Source organism: Lactococcus petauri (genome assembly GCF_023499275.1).
Taxonomy (GTDB): Bacteria; Bacillota; Bacilli; order Lactobacillales; family Streptococcaceae; genus Lactococcus; species Lactococcus petauri.
The window spans coordinates 2,058,999-2,080,977 of sequence record NZ_CP094882.1; the positions used below are offsets into that span (position 1 = coordinate 2,058,999).

Consider the following 21,979-nt stretch of genomic DNA (forward strand, 5'->3'; position numbering starts at 1 on the left):
CCTTTCTTGAATTCATAATTGAAACGTTAATCAAAACCACCGTCAACATCCAAGTCTGCAAGCATCATCTGATATTCTGGACGGTCAGGTGTTTTAAAAATTTCCTGCGCTTCTTGACGTGCCACTTCTAAAATATTGTAGTCATTCACTATATCAGCTGCTAGAAATTCTGGTAAACCTGATTGACGTACGCCAAATATTTCTCCGGAGCCGCGCATCTTCAGGTCTTCTTCAGCTAAACGGAAACCATTCTGCGTTTGACACATTATCTTCATCCGGTTTTTACCTGATTCTGTCTTGGGATTGGCAACGAGAATCGTATAGGACTTCTTACTCCCCCGTCCTACACGGCCCCTTAACTGATGCAACTGAGAGAGACCAAAACGATCCGCATCCATAATCACCATAATCGTTGCATTTGGCACATCCACACCAACTTCAATAACCGTTGTGGAAACCAGAACCGACAAATCCCCTGCTTTAAAGGTCTGCATGATCTGGTCTTTTTCTTCATTTTTCATTTTCCCGTGCAGTAAACCTATGCCTGTTTCTTCGCCAAAGTATTGGTTTAGTTCTTCATAAAGAGCTACAGCATTCTTTAAATCTAAAGCTTCTGATTCTTCAATAAGTGGTGAAATAAAATAGACTTGTGCCTGCTGCTCCAGTTCTTCTTTTATCCATTTCAAGACCTCTGGAAGTTGCTCGTGTTTTACCCATCTGGTCGTAATCGGTTGCCGCCCTTTAGGTAATTCGTCGATAATGGAGACATCCATATCACCAAAAGTTGTGATCGCCAAGGTCCGAGGAATTGGTGTCGCAGTCATCATAAGTACATCAGGATTTTGACCCTTTTCGCGTAAGACTTTCCGTTGGTTAACCCCAAAGCGATGTTGTTCATCGGTAATGACCAGCCCCAAATCATAAAAATCAACCCCTTCCTGAATTAAAGCGTGCGTTCCCACAACCATTTGCGTCTGACCATTTGCTAAACTTTCTAGTATCGCTCTTCGCTCCGCAACTTTTAATCCCGAAACAAGAAGACTAATTTTTAGTTCAGGAAAAAGATTTTGTAAGTTAGCAAAATGTTGTCGCGCTAAAATTTCAGTCGGAACCATTATAGCAGCTTGAAGTCCAGATAAAACTGCTGCATACATTGCTAAACTAGCAACAACTGTTTTACCTGAACCGACATCACCTTGTAAAAGACGGTTCATATGGTAAGCTGAAGACATATCTGCTAAAATTTCGTCTAAGGATTTTTGTTGGGCTCCTGTCAGTTCAAAAGGAAGATTTTTAATTTTTTCTTCCATCAACCGCTGGTCAAAAATAACCCTTCGTCCAAAGCGTTGTGCTTTCTCTTTATGTTTCAAAGCCTGCAACTTCAGTTGAAAGTAAAAGAGTTCTTCAAACTTCACGCGCCTTAAAGCTTGCTTGTGCATCTCCATATCATCTGGAAAATGCATGGCACGTACCGCTTCCTGCCGGGGCATCAATCGGTACTTTTTCAATAAATAGTCTGGCAGATTCTCGTTTAATTCCGATAAAAGCCCACTCTCAAAAGCCATTTGAATTGTTTTCACCAAGCTGGATTGCTTCATCCCTGCGGTAAGATGATACACGGGGGAAAAGCCATCTTCTGCTTGTGTTAATATTTTCATGCCCAGCAGTTGCTGCTTTTTTTGTTCCCATTTGCCATAAACCGCAACCTCTTTTCCAACCTCAATCTTATCCGCTAAATAGGGCTGATTAAAAAAGCTCACAGCAACTACAGCTTCCCCTTGTTTGAGTTTAAAAGTAAGTCTGTTGCGTTTAAATCCATAATACTGGACATTAGCGGGTGTTACCACTTCACCAATCACCGTTGCTTTTTCTCCATCTACTAATTCAAAAATGGAGCGTCCAGCAAAATCTTCATAACGGAAAGGAAAATAAAGCAATAAATCCTGTATTGTGGAAATGCCAAGCTTTTGATAATTTTCAAAAGATTTAGGTCCAACACCTTTCAGGTATTGTATACTGTCTGTTAGTTTCATAAGTTCATTATAGCAGAAAAGCTGTTTTACTACCTTCTCCTTTATACTCAAATAAAAAAACGACCAGAAGGTCATTTTTCTATTGCTTATGCTTTCTTGACAACGGATCCCTTCAATCCAATGGCCCCAAAACCATCAATTTTTGAATCAATATAGTGCTCATTTTTCCCAAATTCATTGATACGTATGTTTTTAACTTTTGTACCTTTTTTAATGGGCTTTGGCATTCCTTTTACTGGAAGATCTTGTATGATAATTACAGCATCCCCATCAGTTAAAGGTTGTCCGACACTGTCAAGCACCACAAATTTGTCTGCTTCTAGATCTGTTTGGGTAAACTCATTACCACATTCTGAGCATCCAAATGTCGTATCTGAGAGTTCATAGGTATATTCACTTGAACAAGTTGGGCATTTAGGTGTTTCCATTTTTTCTCCATTTTCTGTTTTTTTTTATTGTTTATTATGTGTTTAATCTACTTTATAGTAAATTGCTTTTTGTACTGCTAATTTTTGTCTCTCTGGTAGGCTTTGTGCACTAGGACCAAAAGTGTTGGACAACCAAATACGAGGTTTCGCTTTGTCTGTATCTGCCCAATCATAACCTGTTGGAATAAAGGAGAGTCCCGCTCCAGCAGGAGAGCCTTCAGGATTGCTATTTACCATAAGGAAGCCTTGATTTTGCGGATTATCTGATGATAGAGTAGTCAGAATAAGTCTGGTTTTCTGTTCACCCTCCACTATGTAACACTGATTATTTTCAAAAGTTAGTGTGCTGCCTGCCAAAGTTTTCCAATTGCCTTGCACACTTGAATAATCTCCTTGAGCAATTTGTTCTAAATTCATCTCAGTATTTAAGCTTGTCAATCTGGCAGAATCGATTAGCCTGGAAGCTATTTCTTCAGTAGCTTGTTTAGCTGTGGGGGTTTCAAAATAATCTGAAAGAACTGTATCTATCTTTGTTACTTGTTCTTCTGTTTCCCATGTTTCAGCATTGATATAGTTATATTTAATCACCGTTTGGTTAATTTTCACATTAACCTTATGGATAATTTTGTTTGAATCATACCACTCTATTGTACCATCATCAATATCCCCTGTCATTGCCATATGGTCCGATGACAAAATCGTGGTTTGGGGGTTCAATTTAGCATAGGATTGGGCCAATAAAGCAATTTGTTGGTTAAGAGCTAAACCCTTCCATTCCGTTAGAGCTGTGGGTATCGAATCTGATTTACTCCCTTGAGTTGAACTCATCCTCATCATTGAACTTTCTGAAGTTTTATGATGATTTGAAGCCCGCGAGGTATCTTTTTTAGGTGTTGAATAGACAACAACAATCAGGAATATAACTATTCCAACAAGTAAGAGACCCGTAAGAATACTTCCTAAAATAACTCTTCGCTTTTTCGAATTTTTATCCATAATCCAATTCCTGCTTTCTCAACCACTACTCCCTATAGTGTACTATATTATGAAAAAAATCTCAAAGACGCTCTAAAAAATAAAGACAACAAAAAAACAGAGGAGCTAAGCTTCTCTGTTTCTAACGTTAAATAACAGAATTATTTAGCGATTTTAGCGAAGTATTCAAGTGTACGAACGAGGTTAGATGTGTAAGACATTTCGTTATCGTACCAAGCAACTGTTTTAACCAATTGAACGCCGTCAGCTGTAGTAACTTCAGTTTGAGTAGCGTCAAAGAGTGAAGAGTTAGAGATACCTACGATATCAGATGAAACGATTTCATCTTCGTTGTAACCGTAAGATTCGTTAGATGCTGCTTTCATAGCTGCATTTACTTCTTCAACAGTAACTTCTTTATCAAGAACTGATACAAGTTCTGTCAATGAACCAGTTGGAACTGGTACACGTTGTGCGTGACCTTGAAGTTTACCATTCAATTCTGGCAATACAAGACCGATAGCTTTAGCAGCACCTGTTGAGTTAGGTACGATGTTTTCAGCTGCAGCACGTGCACGACGGAAGTCACCACCACGGTGTGGGCCATCAAGAGTCATTTGGTCACCAGTGTAACCGTGGATAGTTGTCATTGTACCAACTTTAAGACCGAAGTTTTTGTTCAAAGCATCAGCCATTGGTGCGAGACAGTTAGTAGTACATGATGCACCAGAGATAACTGTTTCTTCACCAGTCAAGATTTCGTGGTTAGTGTTGAAAACGATAGTTTTAACATCGTTTCCACCAGGTGCTGTGATAACAACTTTTTTAGCACCGTTAGCGTGCAAGTGTTGTTCAGCTTTTTCTTTAGTTGCGAAGAAACCAGTTGCTTCAAGAACGATTTCTGCACCATCTTCAGCCCAGTTGATGTTAGCTGGGTTAGCTTCTGCAGTAACTTTTACAAATTTACCGTTAACTTCGAAACCACCATCTTTAACTTCAACTTCACCGTCGAAACGACCTTGAGTTGTGTCATATTTCAACAAGTGAGCAAGCATTGCTGGATCTGTAAGGTCGTTGATTGCTACTACTTCAACACCTTCAACGTTTTGAATACGACGGAAAGCAAGACGACCGATACGTCCGAAACCGTTAATACCAACTTTAACTACCATGAGTAAGTCTCCTTATAGGTTTAAAATTTTGTTTATAGAGAAATTCTCTATCACTAAGTTAATCATTTAACTTACTCTTACATTTTAACACTTTTTTGAGATTTTGCAAACATAAAAGCCGGAAAATAGGCACAACCGTGGGAACGAAGAGGAAAACGTTTACATTTGTCTACTTCCTTATATTTCTAATAAAAAAATAACAGTTTTGCCACTGTTATTATTTTCCGAAAAGTTTGGCAAAGAAGCCTTTTTCTGATTCAGCCTTCATTTCAAGTAAAAACTGATTATTATCACTCAAAGATTTTTCCATCAGTTCTTGTTGACGGTTGATTTGCTTATCTTTTTCTGCAATTTGTGCATCTTTGGCCATCAATTGCTGATTTAGACGGTCAATTTCTGCATTCTTGTCTTTCATCAGGTTTGAAACCAACTCAAAAACAGCTGTGTCCGTTGGCGCTGTTGAAAGTTCTTGTGTTTCATCTTTACCATCAACAACTTCCGCCTGCGCTGTCACAACTTTGCCATAAAGGCGTTCAAGTTCATGAATACCGCCTTCGTTAATTACAGTAACATTTTTTTCATTTTTCTCTACATATTGCTCGTCTAGCTGCTTGATGCGTTTATTCATCGCTTGGCGAGTCACACCAAAAAGTTCTGCAAGTTCACTTACTGTTTTCGTTTCCATATCTACCATAATACCACATTTTTAGCTATTTATACAGCTTTTTCTGAATGCTAAATCGTTTTGTAATAAATGATAAAAATATTATAATTCTATTATAAAACATTTTATAAATATGACAAAAGTAGAATAGAGGATTTATGAATTATAAGAAAAGTAATATAAAAAAGATTAAAGAGTACTATAAAACAAGCGCTTCAGAGGGTTTAAATAAAAAACAAGTTACTGCTCACCGAGCCAAATACGGCAGCAATGTTTTTCAAGAAGCCAAAGAAAAAAGTATTTTTCAAAAGCTTTTGAAACACCTACTTGAGGTAATGAATCTTGTTTTAATCATTGTCTCAGTTCCTGCTTTTTACCTATCGATGGATACTGGAAACTTCACCAAACCAATCGTTATTCTGTTAATCGTGGTCATCAATGTCATCGTTGCCCACATGCAAGAGGAACGTGCCGAAACCGCCTTATCCGCCCTCAAGAAATTATCGGCTCCAAATTCTACGGTTATACGTGAAGGGAAGCTCAGCACAATTCCTTCTGAGCAATTGGTTGTCGGTGATTTGCTTCAACTGAGCGCTGGAGAACAGGTTGGTGCTGATGTTCGTCTCCTTTCAGCAAATAGCTTACAAGTCGATGAATCCTCCCTAACAGGGGAGTCTGAACCAATAGAAAAAGATGCTTCACGTGAGATCCTCGAAGATGTGCCTTTGGGAGACCAAGTGAACATGGTTTTCTCGGGAACAAATGTGCTTAACGGTACAGCTCAGGGAATTGTTGTAGCTACAGGAATGAAAAGTCAGATGGGACAAATTGCCCAACTTTTAGAAGACCAGGTTAAAGGGAAAACACCTTTACAAAAACGTATTGATTCTCTGGCAAAACGCCTTGCTGCAATTGCTTTTGGTGCAGGGGCAATCATCTTTATTGTCAACTTATTGCACGGTGGCATTCCCTTCAGTGAGAACATGATGACGGCTGTTATTCTTGGTATTGCTGCCGTGCCGGAAACTCTTCCTGTCATCGTGACCTTATCACTCGTTTATGGTGTAGAAAATATGGCATATAAAAAAGCCATTATTCGTAACATTCCTGCTGTTGAAACCCTGGGAAATGCTTCGGTCATTGCTTCCGATAAAACAGGAACACTTACTCAAAACCAGATGACTATTCAAAGACTCTGGGTACAGGGAGAAGATATTTGGCATAAGGACCAACTCTCTGATAAAGAAAAAGATTTAATTTACAAGTTTGGTTTAGTATCTAATGCAACAGCCGTAAAAGACGAGGGGAAATGGGTAACACACGGCGATCCAACAGAAACAGCCATCATCAACTTCCTTATCGCACATAACTCTTATCATCCTGATAAAAATCCCCCGCGTCTCTTAGAACTTCCTTTTGATTCGACCAGAAAAAAAATGACGGTTGTTGTGCCTAACGAAAGCGGGGGCTACCTCGTTATTACAAAAGGAGCCTTTGATCGGCTTGTCCCGGATCACTTTAGCAAAGCACATAATATTCACGACACCTTTGCAGAAAATGCCTTGCGTGTCCTCGCTCTTTCCTACAAAGTAATTGAAGAGATTCCAGAAAACCATCAAAGTTTGGAAGAAGACCAAACATTCTTAGGAATAATTGGAATGATTGATCCTCCAAGACCCGAAAGTAAACATGCTGTAGCCGAAGCCCGTACTGCTGGAATTATTCCTGTAATGATTACAGGGGATCATGCCTTAACTGCTAAAGCAATCGCACAGGAACTTGATATTTATCGTGAAGGAGACTTGGTCGTAGACGGCATTACCTTGGCAAACATGACGGATGAGGAGCTCAAGGAAAAGATTGAAAAAATTTCAGTCTATGCACGTGTCTCGCCTGAAGACAAGCTCCGGATTGTGAAAGCATGGCAAGATAAAAAACATATAGTTGCCATGACCGGTGACGGTGTCAATGATGCTCCCTCTCTACGAGCAGCAGATGTCGGAACCGCAATGGGAATCGCCGGAACAGAAGTGGCAAAAAATGCCTCTGACATCATCTTAGCCGACGATAACTTTGCAACTATTGTGAGTGCAATTGCTGAAGGCCGCCGTGTTTACATTAATATTAAAAGAACAATTTATTATCTTCTTTCTGCCAATGTTGCCGAAATCCTTATTATGCTATTTGGGGCTATTATTGGTTGGGGTCTGCCACTTACAGGTATGCAGCTTCTCTATATTAATGTTCTCGCAGATGGTATTCCTGGATTTGGCTTAAGTCGAGAAACGTCTGATAAGTATATTATGAAAAAACCACCAATCGATGTAAACGAAAGTCTCTTCTCTAGAGGTGTTTCACAACGTATTCTCACATCCTCCACAACCTTTATCATTATTTCGCTTATCGGATTCTATCTTGGTAGATTTGTAGAGATAGCGGGAACTACTCCAAGTATGCAAGTCGGACAATCGATGACATTTCTCGTTCTTGCCCTCGCTTCAACCTACCATATCTTTAATGCTCGGAGTAACGATTCTATATTTAAAGATGGTTTATATTCAAATAAAACAATTTTCTGGACAACCATTATATCCTTAATCATAACCTTTGTCTTCACACTTACACCCTTACGAACATTCATTGATGTAGTGCCTCTCACAACAACACACTGGCTTATCGCTATACTCCTCTCTCTCATGATTTTCATCGTGATAGAAATTGAAAAGTTCATTATCAAAAAACTCAACAAAACTTTTCTTGCCTAAACATATTACACCACTTTTACTTGTTATGAAAGTGGTTTTTACATTTAGATAAAAACAAAAAAGACCTAAGAATACTTAGATCTTTTATTTTATGCCGAAGGCCGGGGTCGAACCGGCACTCCCGTGAAGGAACCAGATTTTGAGTCTGGCGCGTCTGCCTATTCCGCCACTTCGGCAACAGACTTTTCTCAAATAAAATATTTGAACTGGGGTAGCTGGATTCGAACCAACGCATGAGGGAGTCAAAGTCCCTTGCCTTACCGCTTGGCTATACCCCATTAAAAGGGCGGATGACGGGAATCGAACCCGCGAGTGCCAGCGCCACAAGCTGGTGTGTTAACCACTTCACCACATCCGCCATAATACAAACACGGGCAGCAGGAATTGAACCCACACCAAAGGTTTTGGAGACCTTTGTACTACCTTTATACTATGCCCGTAAAACTATGGAAGGGGAGGGATTCGAACCCCCGAACCCGAAGGAGCGGATTTACAGTCCGCCGCGTTTAGCCTCTTCGCTACCCTTCCGATATTTAATTGTCATTGAATATATTATAACATATTCAATGGGAGTTAACGGGATCGAACCGCTGACCCTCTGCTTGTAAGGCAGATGCTCTCCCAGCTGAGCTAAACTCCCAATCACTTGGCATTTACCCTATCTCGCAGGGGGCAACCCCCAACTACTTCCGGCGTAATAGGACTTAACTTCTGTGTTCGACATGGGAACAGGTGTATCTCCTATGCAATGAATACCAAATCATGGTCTAGTGCTTTTAGAGACGTTTTGACCTGTAGAAAATTAGGAAGTTGTGGTTCTGCGTCACACGCAGGTTCTCAACTTATCTATTTTCATAAGGTCAGGCTCTAAAAGCCTAAAGTTGAATGTATTGAACACTCAAAACTAAATAACAATCTCTTGATAAATAAGTAAAGCTGAACTCATATGTTCTATTACTTGGTAAAGTCCTCGAGCTATTAGTACTGGTCCGCTCCATCCCTCGCAGGACTTCCACTTCCAGCCTATCAACCTGATCATCTCTCAGGGCTCTTAATTCATAAAGAATGGGAAATCTCATCTTGAGGTGGGCTTCGCACTTAGATGCTTTCAGCGCTTATCCCTTCCCTACATAGCTACCCAGCGGTGCTCCTGGCGGAACAACTGGTACACCAGCGGTAAGTCCACCCCGGTCCTCTCGTACTAAGGGCAGATCCTCTCAAATTTCCTACGCCCGCGACGGATAGGGACCGAACTGTCTCACGACGTTCTGAACCCAGCTCGCGTGCCGCTTTAATGGGCGAACAGCCCAACCCTTGGGACCGACTACAGCCCCAGGATGCGACGAGCCGACATCGAGGTGCCAAACCTCCCCGTCGATGTGAACTCTTGGGGGAGATAAGCCTGTTATCCCCAGGGTAGCTTTTATCCGTTGAGCGATGGCCCTTCCATGCGGTACCACCGGATCACTAAGCCCTAGTTTCCTACCTGCTCGAGTTGTAGCTCTCGCAGTCAAGCTCCCTTATACCTTTACACTCTACACATGATTTCCAACCATGTTGAGGGAACCTTTGGGCGCCTCCGTTACTCTTTAGGAGGCGACCGCCCCAGTCAAACTGCCCGACAGACACTGTCTCCCACGCCGATTATGCGTGTGGGTTAGAGCAACCATGAAGCAAGGGTAGTATCCCAACAGCGACTCACTTGAAACTAGCGTCCCAAGGTCAAAGTCTCCTACCTATCCTGTACATGCTTCACAGGTACTCAATATCAATCTGCAGTAAAGCTCCATGGGGTCTTTCCGTCCTGTCGCGGGTAACCTGCATCTTCACAGGTACTAAAATTTCACCGAGTCTCTCGTTGAGACAGTATCCAAATCATTACGCCTTTCGTGCGGGTCGGAACTTACCCGACAAGGAATTTCGCTACCTTAGGACCGTTATAGTTACGGCCGCCGTTTACTGGGGCTTCAATTCAGAGCTTCGCCTAAGCTAACCCCTCCTCTTAACCTTCCAGCACCGGGCAGGCGTCACCCCCTATACATCACCTTGCGGTTTAGCAGAGAGCTGTGTTTTTGATAAACAGTTGCTTGGATCTTTTCACTGCGGCTGTATTTCTACAGCACCCCTTCTCCCGAAGTTACGGGGTCATTTTGCCGAGTTCCTTAACGAGAGTTCTCTCGATCACCTGAGGCTACTCGCCTCGACTACCTGTGTCGGTTTGCGGTACGGGTAGTATTGAATTAAACGCTAGAAGATTTTCTTGGCAGTGTGACATCAAGGGCTTCGCAACCGTAGTTGCTTCCCCATCACAGCTCAATGTTAAAGGAAAATGCATTTGACACATTCCACACCTCACTGCTTAGACCAGAATCCATTAACTGGCTCCCTTTAGCCTACTGCGTCCCTCCATCACTAACAATACTAGTACAGGAATATCAACCTGTTGTCCATCGACTACGCCTTTCGGCCTCGCCTTAGGTCCCGACTAACCCAGGGCGGACGAGCCTTCCCCTGGAAACCTTAGTCTTACGGTGGATAAGATTCTCACTTATCTTGCGCTACTCATACCGGCATTCTCACTTGTAATCGCTCCAGCACCCCTCACGGTATACCTTCATCGCTGATTACAACGCTCTCCTACCATTTAATTAATATTAAATCCACAGCTTCGGTAATATGTTTAGCCCCGGTACATTTTCGGCGCAGGGTCACTCGACTAGTGAGCTATTACGCACTCTTTGAATGATAGCTGCTTCTGAGCTAACATCCTAGTTGTCTGTGCAACCCCACATCCTTTTCCACTTAACATATATTTTGGGACCTTAGCTGGTGGTCTGGGCTGTTTCCCTTTCGACTACGGATCTTAGCACTCGCAGTCTGACTGCCGCACATGTGTATTAGCATTCGGAGTTTATCTGAAATTGGTAACCCGAGATGGGCCCCTCATCCAAACAGTGCTCTACCTCCAATACACTTAAATTGCGACGCTAGCCCTAAAGCTATTTCGGAGAGAACCAGCTATCTCCCAGTTCGTTTGGAATTTCTCCGCTATCCACAAGTCATCCAAACACTTTTCAACGTGTCCTGGTTCGGTCCTCCAGTGCGTCTTACCGCACCTTCAACCTGCTCATGGATAGGTCACTAGGTTTCGGGTCTACATCATGATACTAAAGCGCCCTATTCAGACTCGCTTTCGCTACGGCTCCGCCTCTTCAGCTTAACCTCGCATCATAACGTAACTCGCCGGTTCATTCTACAAAAGGCACGCTCTCACCCATTGACGGGCTCGAACTTCTTGTAGGCACACGGTTTCAGGTGCTATTTCACTCCCCTCCCGGGGTTCTTTTCACCTTTCCCTCACGGTACTGGTTCACTATCGGTCATTAAGGAGTATTTAGGCTTGGGAGATGGTCCTCCCGGATTCAAACTGGATTTCGCGTGTCCAGCCCTACTCAGGATACTGCTAGGTATAAAGTCTATTTCAAATACGAGGCTATTACTCTCTTTGGCTTACCTTCCCAGGTAATTCTTCTATAGACTTTAAGTCCACGTTGCAGTCCTACAACCCCAAGAAGCAAGCTTCTTGGTTTGGCCTGTTTCCCGTTCGCTCGCCGCTACTTAGGAAATCGTTTTTACTTTCTCTTCCTGCAGGTACTTAGATGTTTCAGTTCTCTGCGTTACCTTCTCGTAAGCTATGTATTCACTTACGGATACTATGCATAACATAGTGGGTTTCCCCATTCGGAGACCTAGGGATCAATGCGTACTTACTGCTCCCCCTAGAATATCGTCGTTAGTCACGTCCTTCTTCGGCTCTTAATGCCAAGGCATCCACCGTGCGCCCTTATTAACTTTGCCATTAAAACAAGTATAAGTTTTTTCGAACTATTTAAAATAATTCGCAGCTTTACAGAAATGTTTTACCATTTCTCGGTTTATTTATCGTTATAAGATATTGTTATTTAGTTTTCAATGATCAATTCCTATTTTAACGTCTTCGTTGACAAGATACTTCCGTATCTTATGGAGCCTAGCGGGATCGAACCGCTGACCTCCTGCGTGCAAAGCAGGCGCTCTCCCAGCTGAGCTAAGGCCCCTTCTCTCAACGCAATCTTCTCTATCTTGCATCAAAAGACTGCTTGTTTGGTCTTTATAGACCCCTCAAAACTGAATAAAGTAGAACAACATCTTTTTTTATATTCCTTAGAAAGGAGGTGATCCAGCCGCACCTTCCGATACGGCTACCTTGTTACGACTTCACCCCAGTCATCGGTCTTACCTTAGGAAGCGCCCTCCTTGCGGTTAGGCAACCTACTTTGGGTACTCCCAACTTCCGTGGTGTGACGGGCGGTGTGTACAAGGCCCGGGAACGTATTCACCGCGGCGTGCTGATCCGCGATTACTAGCGATTCCGACTTCATGCAGGCGAGTTGCAGCCTGCAATCCGAACTGAGAATGGTTTTAAGAGATTAGCGCACCCTCGCGGGTTGGCGACTCGTTGTACCATCCATTGTAGCACGTGTGTAGCCCAGGTCATAAGGGGCATGATGATTTGACGTCATCCCCACCTTCCTCCGGTTTATCACCGGCAGTCTCACTAGAGTGCCCAACTTAATGATGGCAACTAGTAATAAGGGTTGCGCTCGTTGCGGGACTTAACCCAACATCTCACGACACGAGCTGACGACAACCATGCACCACCTGTATCCCGTGTCCCGAAGGAACTCCTTATCTCTAAGGATAGCACGAGTATGTCAAGACCTGGTAAGGTTCTTCGCGTTGCTTCGAATTAAACCACATGCTCCACCGCTTGTGCGGGCCCCCGTCAATTCCTTTGAGTTTCAACCTTGCGGTCGTACTCCCCAGGCGGAGTGCTTAATGCGTTAGCTGCGCTACAGAGAACTTATAGCTCCCTACAGCTAGCACTCATCGTTTACGGCGTGGACTACCAGGGTATCTAATCCTGTTTGCTCCCCACGCTTTCGAGCCTCAGTGTCAGTTACAGGCCAGAGAGCCGCTTTCGCCTCCGGTGTTCCTCCATATATCTACGCATTTCACCGCTACACATGGAATTCCACTCTCCTCTCCTGCACTCAAGTCTCCCAGTTTCCAATGCACACAATGGTTGAGCCACTGCCTTTTACATCAGACTTAAGAAACCACCTGCGCTCGCTTTACGCCCAATAAATCCGGACAACGCTTGGGACCTACGTATTACCGCGGCTGCTGGCACGTAGTTAGCCGTCCCTTTCTGGTTAGATACCGTCACTTAAGTAATTTTCCACTCTACTTAACGTTCTTCTCTAACAACAGAGTTTTACGATCCGAAAACCTTCTTCACTCACGCGGCGTTGCTCGGTCAGGGTTGCCCCCATTGCCGAAGATTCCCTACTGCTGCCTCCCGTAGGAGTCTGGGCCGTGTCTCAGTCCCAGTGTGGCCGATCACCCTCTCAGGTCGGCTATGTATCATCGCCTTGGTAGTCCTTTACACTACCAACTAGCTAATACAACGCGGGATCATCAAGTAGTGAAGCAATTGCTTCTTTCAAATAAGAATCATGCGATTCTCATTGTTATGCGGTATTAGCGTTCGTTTCCAAACGTTGTCCCCCGCTACTCGGCAGATTTCCCACGCGTTACTCACCCGTTCGCCGCTCTTCATAAAAATAGCAAGCTATCTTTAATCATCGCTCGACTTGCATGTATTAGGCACGCCGCCAGCGTTCGTCCTGAGCCAGGATCAAACTCTCATTTAAATTTAGTTCATCAAATGAACTGGCTGTTGTTTTGTCTTTCATTATTGAATTGACAGTTGGTATACAAGAAGTTAACTTCTCGCATATAGTCATTCTACTTTATTCAGTTTTCAAAGGTCTATCGCTCTCGTAAGAGATACGCTCTCTCGCGACAACTATTATATTCTATCAAACTCAATTTGTTCTGTCAAGAATAAACTGTGATTTTTCTCCCTTTTTTTTACACTCGTTCGGAAAACCCCGCCGTTGTCACGTTTCATCACTATAAAAAAACAGACACCATTGTGTCTGGTTTTTTTATTCTATAATATTGGACTCAATAATCGTGAAAAGTTTTGCTTGATTTTAAGCCAGAGGGATTGTTGCGCAATTTCTTCATCTGTAAGTAGACTTGAATCTCTCAAATCTGCCTCAAAAGTCTTTCTCATCTCCTCTGCTACTCCTTCATCATAGCAAAAAGCACTTATCTCAAAATTTAATTCATAACTGCGTATATCTTGATTAGTTGTACCAAAAACACCTAATTTTCCATCCATTACAAGAGTTTTAGAATGTATAAAGCCATTTGTATAATTGTATATTTTTACGCCTTGTTTATGCAGATAATTTGCGTAATACTGCGTTGCTCGAAAAATAAACGGATGATCAGGCATATCGGGAATCATTATCCTTACATCAACACCAGAATTCGCCGCTGCAATAAGTGCCGTTATCATAGAGTCGTCAGGTATCAAATAAGGTGATTGAAGCCAAATATAGTCTTCTGCATCCATAATCATTTTAATAAAACCTGTTCTTAAGGTTTTATTATCATTTTCTGGACCGTTAGCCACAATCTGGATATCAATGTTCCCCTCTTCTTCTGGTACCACAAAATATGTATCTTTTCGTTCAAGTTTCTCTCGAGGGTCTTTAACGGAAACATTCCAATCTCGAATAAACGTTTCTTGAAGACCGAAAGCTGCTGTACCAACAATTCTGCCATGTGTATCACGCCAGAAACCAAACTTTTTACTATTGTAAATATATTGATCACCAACATTAAAACCACCGGTCCAGCCAATTTGACCATCTATCACTACGATTTTACGGTGTAAATGATAGTTAAGCCGCGTTTTCATTAGTGCATTACGCGAAGTGATAAAGGCTGTAACTTTCCCACCGACTTCCTCTAATGGTTTAAAGAAATCTTTTTTCGTTTTTCCTCCCCATGGGTCGTAAACCACCCTTACTTCAACACCTTCTTTAGCTTTCGTAATCAAATGATCACGAAAAGCAGTTCCAATTTTGTCATTAAAAAATGCATAGTATTCTACATGAATATTGTCTTTGGCATTTTTTATATCTTCAAACAAAGCTGAAAATTTATCTTCACCATTTAGATAAAATTGTACATTATTCCCACGACAAAGCGGTGTTCGTTCCATATTATTAAAATACCTTTTAAGTAATTTTTCGTGGGGTGTCATATCTTTGGGACCAAATTTTTCATTGTTTTCATGAACTCTTTGGCCAAGAATGGACAGGTTATATTTGTTTTCTTCTTCAAAACGACGTGTTGTTGTTCGATCAAGCCCTCGTCCTAGGAAAAGATAGCCAAGAAATCCAATACCTGGTAAAAAAACTAAGAACATAAACCAGGCCAAAATACTGGCAATAGACCTCGGTTTACGAAAAATCGTCACAAGGGCAAGCACCGTGTTAATCGTTATCAGTGTTCCAATAAAGCTATAAATTGTCGCAAGTGACATAAAATATTTCTCCCTAAAATAATCCTCTATAAAATAATATTGTTCATCCAATTATACCAAAATTGATTGAATATTGAACGTGTGCTAGACATTAATGTACTATTGTGTAAAAAACGATTGAACTTTCCGCCTCTACAGAGAATATACTATTATATATTATTTAGTCCAATATAATTTATTCTTTTTTTATAAAAGTTACTGTTTTTCTTATTAAAATAGCGATATAATGTAAGGTAGGTTTTAAATGACAAGGAGGAATTTTTATGCAAATTACTTTCTTAACACAAATTGATTGGTTGATTCGTTTAATATTAGCAGGAATTTGTGGCTATGCTATTGGTTATGAAAGAAATAGCCGTTATAAAAATGCTGGAACACGTACTCATTTAATTGTTTCTTTGAGCGCTGCCTTGATGATTATCGTCTCAAAATACGGCTTTATGGACATCATTAGCACTCATGGGATCAACCTTGATCCTTCCAGAATTGCTGCTCAAATTGTAAGCGGAATTGGTTTTTTAGGAGCAGGACTGATCTTTGTTCACAATCAATCCGTTCGAGGTTTAACCACCGCTGCTGGCATTTGGGCAACTTCTGGTATTGGGATGGCTATTGGTTCTGGACTATATTTTATAGGTATTGTAGCTACTTTACTCATTTTACTTTTTCAAATTATTTTACATCAAAATTATCGGTGGATAAAAACAGCAACAAGCAATCATCTTATTGTTCAATTAGAAGATATTGAAGGTCTTCGCCTGTTGCAAAAACAAATGAAAAATGAACATATTAAAATTCTGAGTATAAAAGTTGAAAAAAAATCAAATAATTGTTTGAAAACTGATCTATATCTGAGCTTACCCAAAACTTATGAACTAGCATCACTGGTAACTCTTTTAGAGTCAAACGAAAAGATTAAATCAATTGAATACTAATCTTAAAGATAGAGCCCCTTCCTAGGGGTATTTTTACTTTTCACAATCTTACTCCGCTCTTAGTATTCGTATTTAAGACGGTCTTTATGATAAATATTACTTAAATGGAGCTGCTACAATAAATATCAAAAAGACACCAGAATTCTTCTGGTGTCTTTTTGATATTTATATGAGGCAGATTGAATGTTACACCAATCTCCACCAAATAATTGTTCGAAACGTTGATATATCTGAAACAGATTAACGTTTTGAGAAATATACTACCCTTTACATTGAAGCTTAAGAGTTTTAAAATCCATATATATCCTTATTCCCTTATTCCGTAAATTCATTAAAATTGATTAATTTGCTTATATAAGTGCTTCATTTTCCCCACCTTTCTCCACTCTTTTTCCGCGTAGAGGAAGAGCTTGCTATGACTCGGAGGCGGAAACCAAAACCACTGGAGTTCTCCAGTGGTTTTTATTTTATTTCATCATTAATTTGAGAAAATGCTTCTTCAGTAGATATTTTTATTTTTTGAATTTGTTTTTCGAAAATATTTTTTTCATCATTTAACTTAAATATTTTTTTTATATTCTCGTATTGTCTTTCGAGCTCTAGTGAGAACTCTTTTTCATCAATAATACCATCCATTCGTAATCTACTTAAAACATCAAGTGAATCACGAAAGCCATCTCTAAAGTTTTCAACTTTTCTTTTTTGTTCTTTTCTAAATACAGATAAAGATTTTTCTTTATCTGTCATAAAGTTTTCATATTTATTTTCAGACAATAATTTATCTGTACTGATCTCAAAAAAATTAGCTAATTCCTTAATTTTCTGAGCTGTTGGTTCTGTTTTTTTATAGTTATATAGAGAGTTCTTCCCTAATCCCAATTCTGTTTCTATTTTATTGAAAGAAACTCCTCTATCCTTAGCTAGTTTTTGTAAATTTTCATAAAAAGACATAAAAAAGTATACTTCTCCCTTGACATATTTTAGTACATATACTAAAATATACCTAATTAGTATATGTACTAAAAGTTATTTATAGAAACGAGGTGCTCCTATGAAAATGTTTATATAAAAGCCAACTTTTGCAGAAGCTGGCTTCCTAAAATAATCAACTGTAATTATAACATAATTCACATAAGTGAGGTAACGAAGTGAAAAAAGACAAAATAGAAATCGATGACATTATGAAGGGGTTAGGTGTTATAGCTAATGTCATGCTTATTGGACAGTCCATAGGCAATGATTGCAGTGATAAATCACAAATGATTCAAAATTATAGTAGTCTTTGTGAAATGACTGAAAAATACACTCAGCTTTTACTTGATAATGCCAATGAAGTAGAAATTAATTGGCGAGCAGATAATGTTGATGCACAACAGTTTAGAAAAATTCAATCTGTAAGTAAAGTAGGATGAATTACCATGAACTAGCTGATGCTCTTCATCGACCTTATAACACCGTACGAAAATGGCGTGGAGAAATTGCTGCTATATCTGGTATTGATTTTGAACGCATTAAGGTGAGAAATGGGCGTGGGAGAAAGAACCGAACAACTTATGACTTTTCATCCGATGATCTAGAGAACTTCAAGAAACTGAATGCCCTCTTACAGTCGGGTACTTCCAAAATAGAGGCTATTACACAAATATTTGGCAATGAAAAGCGAGAAGCCGAAAATGCGAAAGCAGACGAACTTCTAAAAGTAAAAGTAAATATCAACCTTACTATTCGTAAGATAAAACATTTAGAAGAAGAAAATAAAGAATTAAAAAGTGAATTGAGCACTTTACATAGAACACTCAATGCTCTAACTAACAGAGTTCAAGCACTCGAAAACAAAAGCTTAAAAAATATATTTAAGAAATGAGAATAATAATGAAAAAAACAAATCTTGATGAAACAATTAAAATTGGTAAATTCTTCCTTGACGCTGAACAGTTTAATGTTCCTAAAAAAGTAATGGTTGATTTTAGTGCTGCACGTGGAAGTCGTTATGATGATAGTGGAAAAGAACAAGATGAAGTTCAGAAATATACATTAAATGCTGTAGATGTCAAAACAGGACAAGCTCTTGTCAATGCAAATATCAACTTGGGTAAATATGAAGGTGTTGTTCTAGAAGTGTTGGGTGCTTTAGATATTGTTGAAGGACTTATCGAGAAGGATACTGTAGACGTTGTAAAACTTATTAATCCTCGTGTAAAACCTCTTTGGGTTGCTCGTGGGAATAGCGGGTCATTTAGCAAAGTTAAACTTGTCGTAGATGCTATTGAGCTAGATGTACAAAGCACTGGAGCATAATTACTTTTAGAGAGTGATATGTGGTCTGACTGCTGAGCCTGTCGCCTCAAAGGCGGTAAGGGCGGGCAGTCAGAAGCTTGCTAACAGAGCACTCGCGTTGGAAAGTAATTATGCTCAAGAGTTTATCTGTCTTTAAAGCTATAAAGACACTTTAGTGTAATTTAACGCCCGGGTTTTGGGAGCTTGTTGACCTCCAAAACCCTTGGTATACCTGACCCTACGGGTATTATACCTTTTAGGGATTACCTTTAAAAATTAGGGATTTTAGGTGTCTTTATAGGGTGTCCTTATAGAAATAACTGTTCTATAAAGACACTTTTGAGCTTTATAAAGACATTCAAAATTATTAAGGAAATAGATGAAAAATAATCGCTATCAAATTTTAAGTTTTGAACAACAACTGAGTTCTAAATACTGGGATTGGACAGTAGACAAACTAAAATTATTTGAAAACTATCAAAGCAATAGAAAGGAGATATTCCAAGAGATTTATAACAGAATAAGTGATAAATTTGACCTTGAAATAATTGGATTAAATATTCATGATAGGGATATTTCAGATACAAACCCTAATGAGTTTGTGTCTCCTCATGTTCATGGTGTGGTAAAATTTAAAATTAAACGTTCTATTCCACAATTAGCTGAAGCAATAGGTATTCAACCTGAATTCATCAAAAAAACTGAACGACATCGATACAATTTTGAAAATCTTATGGCTTATCTGATCCATGCTAAAAATCCAGAGAAACATATGTATCCACCCGAAAACGTAGAAACCTTTGGCACTTTTGACTATTTAAATTATTTTCACTCAAAAGAAAAGCAATGGAAAGAATACAAAGCTACTCGTAAACGCGAAGATTCTAAACTCTCCCTTGCCTACACTTTAGACCAAATTTATGACGGGAATTTAAATTATCGCGACCTCATGTTAGATGATGATTTAGCCTATATTTTTGCCAACCACCAACAGGAAATTAGAGACCGCTTTACTTTCCGTGGTGAACGTACAGCCTTCCTTCGCTTAGAGGATTTACGTTTAAATAAATATAAACTGACTGTCATATATGTTGAAGGAAAGCCAGGAGTAGGTAAAACATATTTTGCTCGAGAACTTGCACAGACAATAAAAAACTATGGACTCTCACAAGGTTATGAGAGTGATATCTTTTCCGCCAGTTCTTCTAATCCCTTTGATGACTATTTCGGAGAAGATATTATGATATTAGATGACTTACGTCCACAAAGTATCTCTGCTTCAGATTGGTTGAAACTTTTTGACCCGTTAAATGAAGCTAAAATGTCTGCGCGCTACAAGAACAGGTTAATTGTCCCACGAGTCATTATTATGACCAACTATAAGAAAACAGAAGATTTCTTTAGTGAACTTATTGGGGAAGATATCAACCAATTCATTCGTCGCGTAAATTTTTCTACTGAAATTTTGAAAGAAGAAAAAGGATTGGAACTTTTAGGAAAATACTATCAGCTTTCACACTCCAAAGAATTGGCTGTACCTAAACAAAAGCGTATTTCTGAAGATGAAGTCCTTACGCTAGAATACGACTTTGAAAAGCTCTATTCTAATAATGACAAAGATAAATTCGTGAATCAACTGCTTACACATTTTGTTTATCCAAGAATTTATCCCAAGACAGAGAAAGATTTTGAATTTCTCAATGAAAAAATAACAAAAGTAAATTAAGAAAAAGGAGGTTAAAGATGTATCTTCAAAAAATTAAGAGTAACAAGAAGCTAGAAGAATTAAATCAACTGATGCCCTTCTCCTTTGGTACGTGGTATCGAAAAATGAATGACAACGGTATCCAAGCTCAAAACTCAAAAGGCTTCAATCTGTATACTTGCATGAGTGATACCGAAGTAAAACTTGCAATGGAAGCCAAAGAATTCACAAGAATCGAGAAATAGAAAGGAAATAATACATGAAAGAGAGAAAAACTTTAGAGTATAGCAAATTACCCTACTTACTCAATAGGGAGCTTGCTTCTACGTACTTAGGAATTGATCCAAAATCGTTTGATAAGTTTATACGTGATAATGACGACCTGAAAAGGTTTATGATAGGACGCCAAGAAAGATATACAATAAAAGATTTAAACAATTTTATTAGTAGACACTCAATTTGAGGAGCAAAAGATGGCAAGTATTAAAAAACGCGGAAAGTCCTATCGTGTAACAGTATCAAATTATAAACATGGTAATCAGCATAAACTTACTAAAAGTTTTAAATCAAAAGATGAAGCAAAGCGTTGGGCATTGCAGGCTGAGATTTCTAAAGGTACCAGCTCCAATTTGTCCCATAGACAAGATACATTCACTAACTTTTTCGAAAATTGGGTTTATATTGTCAAAAAAAATGATGTTCGTCCAGCTACATTCAATAATTATGTTCGTACTATATCAATAATAAAATCACTTTTCGAGGACATAAAAATCTCTGAGTTAAACGATTTAATAGTACAGTCAAAAATTGATAAATATGGTAAAACTCATTCAAGAAAAACAACTACAGAGGTTTTATTAAAAATTAGAACTTCTATACGATATGCTTATGCTCGAGGATTATTAGATAATGACTTTAGTCAACTCATTAAGACACGTGGCAAAAATATAGAAAAAAGAAATCGTGCGCTTTCTATTACGCATTTAAAACTCCTACGTAATTATCTATTAAATAACTCAGATGACGAATTTAATACATTAGTATTATTAGCCTTAGAAACAGGTGCTAGGAGAGGAGAATTACTCGGATTAAAACCTGAAGATATTTTTAAGTATGGTATCTCAGTAAAGCGTTCAATAAGTCCAACATCTGAAGACACATCACTAAAAAACAAAAAATCTAGACGAGATATAAGTATTAATGAACAAGTATATCAAGCAATAATAGATATTGTTCCTAAAAGTAACGGATATCTTTTCAGTACAGGTGGTTTTCACCAATCTTATAAATTGAAAAAATTATTAAAGAGCCTAAATCTTCCCCTTACTACTTTTCACGGCTTAAGGGATACTCACGCATCCTTTTTATTCTCACATGACAATATCAGACTAGATTATATTTCACAACGGTTAGGACATTCTAGTATGCTAACCACCCAAAATTATTATTTAGAACTCATGCCAGAAAAAAAGCATATACAAGATAGTGAAGCTTTAGCTCTATTAAATTCTCTCTAAA

16 protein-coding genes, 7 tRNA genes and 3 rRNA genes are annotated in these 21,979 nt (G+C 39.3%); 9 read left to right on the forward strand and 17 right to left on the reverse strand.

Annotated elements, in window-relative coordinates:
• Positions 1–26: 26 nt before the first annotated feature.
• The 5 genes from recG to lgb_RS10025 all read right to left on the reverse strand — a co-directional run bounded on the left by recG (position 27) and on the right by lgb_RS10025 (position 5,302).
• Positions 27–2,033: an ATP-dependent DNA helicase RecG gene (recG, locus tag lgb_RS10005; RefSeq protein WP_019294258.1), complete on the reverse strand. Its 2,007-nt coding sequence runs from the start codon at positions 2,031–2,033 to the stop codon at positions 27–29.
• An 86-nt stretch (positions 2,034–2,119) separates the two neighbouring features.
• The gene (locus tag lgb_RS10010) at positions 2,120–2,461 is read right to left on the reverse strand and encodes a zinc ribbon domain-containing protein YjdM (RefSeq protein WP_019294257.1); all 342 of its coding nucleotides are present in this window, start codon (positions 2,459–2,461) and stop codon (positions 2,120–2,122) included.
• Between the two features lie 42 nt (positions 2,462–2,503).
• On the reverse strand, positions 2,504–3,457 hold the full coding sequence (locus lgb_RS10015) for a DUF6287 domain-containing protein (RefSeq protein WP_019294256.1): 954 nt from the start codon (positions 3,455–3,457) through the stop codon (positions 2,504–2,506).
• A gap of 140 nt (positions 3,458–3,597) precedes the next feature.
• Complete coding sequence (gene gap, locus lgb_RS10020) at positions 3,598–4,608, reverse strand: type I glyceraldehyde-3-phosphate dehydrogenase (RefSeq protein ID WP_003133076.1); 1,011 nt, start codon at positions 4,606–4,608, stop codon at positions 3,598–3,600.
• A gap of 217 nt (positions 4,609–4,825) precedes the next feature.
• Positions 4,826–5,302: a DUF536 domain-containing protein gene (locus lgb_RS10025; RefSeq protein WP_019291465.1), complete on the reverse strand. Its 477-nt coding sequence runs from the start codon at positions 5,300–5,302 to the stop codon at positions 4,826–4,828.
• 128 nt (positions 5,303–5,430) lie between these two features.
• Here lgb_RS10025 and lgb_RS10030 point away from each other — a divergent pair, with 128 nt between their 5' ends.
• The gene (locus tag lgb_RS10030; RefSeq protein ID WP_019294255.1) at positions 5,431–8,037 is read left to right on the forward strand and encodes a cation-translocating P-type ATPase; all 2,607 of its coding nucleotides are present in this window, start codon (positions 5,431–5,433) and stop codon (positions 8,035–8,037) included.
• Between the two features lie 92 nt (positions 8,038–8,129).
• Here the strand turns inward: lgb_RS10030 and lgb_RS10035 are convergent.
• From lgb_RS10035 to cls, 11 genes are all read right to left on the reverse strand, one after another.
• Positions 8,130–8,213: transfer RNA gene (locus lgb_RS10035), tRNA-Leu, on the reverse strand.
• 30 nt (positions 8,214–8,243) lie between these two features.
• Positions 8,244–8,315: transfer RNA gene (locus tag lgb_RS10040), tRNA-Gln, on the reverse strand.
• A 7-nt stretch (positions 8,316–8,322) separates the two neighbouring features.
• Positions 8,323–8,395: transfer RNA gene (locus tag lgb_RS10045), tRNA-His, on the reverse strand.
• Between the two features lie 11 nt (positions 8,396–8,406).
• Positions 8,407–8,477, reverse strand: a tRNA-Trp gene (locus lgb_RS10050).
• 7 nt (positions 8,478–8,484) lie between these two features.
• Positions 8,485–8,565, reverse strand: a tRNA-Tyr gene (locus lgb_RS10055).
• Positions 8,566–8,604: 39 nt separating this feature from the next.
• Positions 8,605–8,677: transfer RNA gene (locus lgb_RS10060), tRNA-Val, on the reverse strand.
• 4 nt (positions 8,678–8,681) lie between these two features.
• Positions 8,682–8,797: ribosomal RNA gene (gene rrf, locus lgb_RS10065) — 5S ribosomal RNA — on the reverse strand.
• Positions 8,798–8,995: 198 nt separating this feature from the next.
• Positions 8,996–11,895: ribosomal RNA gene (locus lgb_RS10070) — 23S ribosomal RNA — on the reverse strand.
• Between the two features lie 166 nt (positions 11,896–12,061).
• Positions 12,062–12,134 (reverse strand) — tRNA-Ala (locus tag lgb_RS10075).
• 110 nt (positions 12,135–12,244) lie between these two features.
• A 16S ribosomal RNA gene (locus lgb_RS10080) occupies positions 12,245–13,793 on the reverse strand.
• Together the 16S, 23S and 5S rRNA genes with 7 tRNA genes alongside form the textbook arrangement of a ribosomal RNA operon.
• Positions 13,794–14,095: 302 nt before the next feature.
• On the reverse strand, positions 14,096–15,544 hold the full coding sequence (cls, locus tag lgb_RS10085) for a cardiolipin synthase (RefSeq protein WP_019294129.1): 1,449 nt from the start codon (positions 15,542–15,544) through the stop codon (positions 14,096–14,098).
• 263 nt (positions 15,545–15,807) lie between these two features.
• Here cls and lgb_RS10090 point away from each other — a divergent pair, with 263 nt between their 5' ends.
• Positions 15,808–16,479 carry an MgtC/SapB family protein gene (locus tag lgb_RS10090; protein WP_019294130.1) on the forward strand — a complete coding sequence of 224 codons (672 nt, stop codon included), beginning with the start codon at positions 15,808–15,810 and terminating at the stop codon, positions 16,477–16,479.
• Positions 16,480–16,941: 462 nt separating this feature from the next.
• On the opposite strand, the gene lgb_RS10095 is transcribed toward lgb_RS10090, so the two are convergent.
• Positions 16,942–17,430, reverse strand: a complete 489-nt coding sequence (locus lgb_RS10095; protein WP_249663214.1) for a hypothetical protein — start codon at positions 17,428–17,430, stop codon at positions 16,942–16,944.
• Positions 17,431–17,627: 197 nt separating this feature from the next.
• On the opposite strand from lgb_RS10095, the gene lgb_RS10100 reads away from it, so the two are divergent.
• The 7 genes from lgb_RS10100 (at position 17,628) to lgb_RS10130 (ending at position 21,978) form a co-directional block, all read left to right on the forward strand.
• Positions 17,628–17,891: a hypothetical protein gene (locus tag lgb_RS10100; RefSeq protein ID WP_249663215.1), complete on the forward strand. Its 264-nt coding sequence runs from the start codon at positions 17,628–17,630 to the stop codon at positions 17,889–17,891.
• Positions 17,888–18,343 carry a hypothetical protein gene (locus tag lgb_RS10105; RefSeq protein WP_249663216.1) on the forward strand — a complete coding sequence of 152 codons (456 nt, stop codon included), beginning with the start codon at positions 17,888–17,890 and terminating at the stop codon, positions 18,341–18,343. The genes lgb_RS10100 and lgb_RS10105 overlap by 4 nt, the downstream gene beginning before the upstream one ends.
• An 8-nt stretch (positions 18,344–18,351) precedes the next feature.
• A complete protein-coding gene (locus lgb_RS10110) occupies positions 18,352–18,777 on the forward strand; it encodes a hypothetical protein (protein WP_249663217.1) in 426 nt (141 codons plus the stop codon).
• 358 nt (positions 18,778–19,135) lie between these two features.
• Entirely contained in the window at positions 19,136–20,482 is a 1,347-nt protein-coding gene (locus tag lgb_RS10115; protein ID WP_249663218.1) for a Rep family protein, read from the forward strand.
• A gap of 17 nt (positions 20,483–20,499) precedes the next feature.
• Positions 20,500–20,706, forward strand: coding sequence for a hypothetical protein (locus lgb_RS10120; RefSeq protein WP_249663219.1), 207 nt, complete (start codon positions 20,500–20,502; stop codon positions 20,704–20,706).
• A gap of 14 nt (positions 20,707–20,720) precedes the next feature.
• Complete coding sequence (locus lgb_RS10125; protein WP_249663220.1) at positions 20,721–20,924, forward strand: DNA-binding protein; 204 nt, start codon at positions 20,721–20,723, stop codon at positions 20,922–20,924.
• 10 nt (positions 20,925–20,934) lie between these two features.
• Positions 20,935–21,978: a tyrosine-type recombinase/integrase gene (locus tag lgb_RS10130; protein WP_249663221.1), complete on the forward strand. Its 1,044-nt coding sequence runs from the start codon at positions 20,935–20,937 to the stop codon at positions 21,976–21,978.
• The last annotated feature ends 1 nt before the right edge of the window (position 21,979 follow it).

Coding starts and splice junctions, on each gene's coding strand:
- lgb_RS10105 (WP_249663216.1), top strand. CDS start 17,888: ATGAATTACCATGAACTAGCTGATGCTCTTCATCGACCTTATAACACC.
- lgb_RS10025 (WP_019291465.1), bottom strand. CDS start 5,302: ATGGTAGATATGGAAACGAAAACAGTAAGTGAACTTGCAGAACTTTTT.
- lgb_RS10010 (WP_019294257.1), bottom strand. CDS start 2,461: ATGGAAACACCTAAATGCCCAACTTGTTCAAGTGAATATACCTATGAA.
- cls (WP_019294129.1), bottom strand. CDS start 15,544: ATGTCACTTGCGACAATTTATAGCTTTATTGGAACACTGATAACGATT.
- lgb_RS10090 (WP_019294130.1), top strand. CDS start 15,808: ATGCAAATTACTTTCTTAACACAAATTGATTGGTTGATTCGTTTAATA.
- lgb_RS10095 (WP_249663214.1), bottom strand. CDS start 17,430: ATGTCTTTTTATGAAAATTTACAAAAACTAGCTAAGGATAGAGGAGTT.
- lgb_RS10115 (WP_249663218.1), top strand. CDS start 19,136: ATGAAAAATAATCGCTATCAAATTTTAAGTTTTGAACAACAACTGAGT.
- lgb_RS10030 (WP_019294255.1), top strand. CDS start 5,431: ATGAATTATAAGAAAAGTAATATAAAAAAGATTAAAGAGTACTATAAA.
- recG (WP_019294258.1), bottom strand. CDS start 2,033: ATGAAACTAACAGACAGTATACAATACCTGAAAGGTGTTGGACCTAAA.
- lgb_RS10130 (WP_249663221.1), top strand. CDS start 20,935: ATGGCAAGTATTAAAAAACGCGGAAAGTCCTATCGTGTAACAGTATCA.
- lgb_RS10110 (WP_249663217.1), top strand. CDS start 18,352: ATGAAAAAAACAAATCTTGATGAAACAATTAAAATTGGTAAATTCTTC.
- gap (WP_003133076.1), bottom strand. CDS start 4,608: ATGGTAGTTAAAGTTGGTATTAACGGTTTCGGACGTATCGGTCGTCTT.
- lgb_RS10015 (WP_019294256.1), bottom strand. CDS start 3,457: ATGGATAAAAATTCGAAAAAGCGAAGAGTTATTTTAGGAAGTATTCTT.
- lgb_RS10125 (WP_249663220.1), top strand. CDS start 20,721: ATGAAAGAGAGAAAAACTTTAGAGTATAGCAAATTACCCTACTTACTC.
- lgb_RS10120 (WP_249663219.1), top strand. CDS start 20,500: ATGTATCTTCAAAAAATTAAGAGTAACAAGAAGCTAGAAGAATTAAAT.